General features: G+C 49.7%; 1 protein-coding gene. It reads right to left on the bottom strand.

Annotated elements, in window-relative coordinates:
- On the bottom strand, window positions 1–1064 hold a 1064-nt coding region (locus AB5935_RS27405), incomplete at its 3' end, for a carboxypeptidase-like regulatory domain-containing protein (RefSeq protein WP_368328028.1).
- Window positions 1065–1144 lie beyond the last annotated feature (80 nt).

A 1144-nucleotide genomic window follows, 5' to 3' on the forward strand; every position in this document is an offset into this window, starting at 1 on the left:
ACCCAAGGGGTGGCAACAGAAGCGCGTCCCTGCGTTACGGGGTCATATTGGTAGAACAACCTGTTGGCGTCGAAACGTGCTCCGTAAGCGCTACTGGTTCCGCTAGTGCTTGCGTAACTGCCGTCTTCCGCTTTCCCGTAAGAGTAATAGGGCTGGCCTTCGTAGATAGAACCTGCCGGACCGATATTGCTCGGCAATCCCTGTCCGAATTCATACTGGTAATCGGGCCATCTCATCACATCGTCAATACTGAAGTTACCGCTGTAAGACACACCGATACCTTTGGGTGCACCCGCTCCCGATTTGGTAGTCACCATAATCACGCCATTGGCTGCACGCGTACCGTACAAGGCTGTCGCACTGGCCCCTTTTAATACTTGGATGCTTTCGATATCATCCGGATTGATGTCGGAGAATCCGTTACCATAGTCCACGGAAAGTTCGCTGTTTGAACCTGCACCGTAGGCAACACCCGGATTGGTCATCGGACTACTCATCGGTACACCGTCCACTACCACCAATGCGTCGTTTCCGTTCTGGTTCAGCGAGACGTCCCCCCGCAGCGAGATACGGCTCGAATTAAGCGGACCACCGGAAGAGATAACACTCAATCCGGCTACCTTGCCGTTCAGTGCCGTCGACCAGTTGGTGGGCAGGGCACTCGTAATCATATCCCCTTTCACGGTTTCCGTGGCATATCCCAATCCTTTTTCTTCACGTTTGATCCCCAGGGCAGTCACCACCACATCATTCAGTTGTTGCGACTCTTCCGCCAGTTTTACGTTCATCGTATTGCCTGCATAGTTCTTCTGTAGCGTTTTATATCCCACATAACTGAATACAAGCAAATCCTTTTGAGTCAATGTTTTCTTAGTCTTCAGGGAGTAGTTTCCGTCGATGTCGGTCACCGTGCCGTCTGTCGAGTTTTTCACAGCTACGGTAGCCCCGATTAACGGTTCCCCACCTTCACTCGTTATTTTTCCTTTCACTGTTGTCTGTGCGTATGCAGAGCCACAGCACAAGAGCCCAATTGACAGAGAAAGCAGCCATTTGTTTCTTTTCATAATCTTTTACCTTGCTTCTTTTAATTTATTAAATGCAATAAAGTTATTCACACCCGTGTTTTTGTTTCACGGTGCAAAGG

It is taken from the genome of Phocaeicola sp. RTP21198st1_B8_RTP21198_201120, assembly GCF_040929485.1.
Lineage (GTDB): Bacteria > Bacteroidota > Bacteroidia > Bacteroidales > Bacteroidaceae > Phocaeicola > Phocaeicola dorei.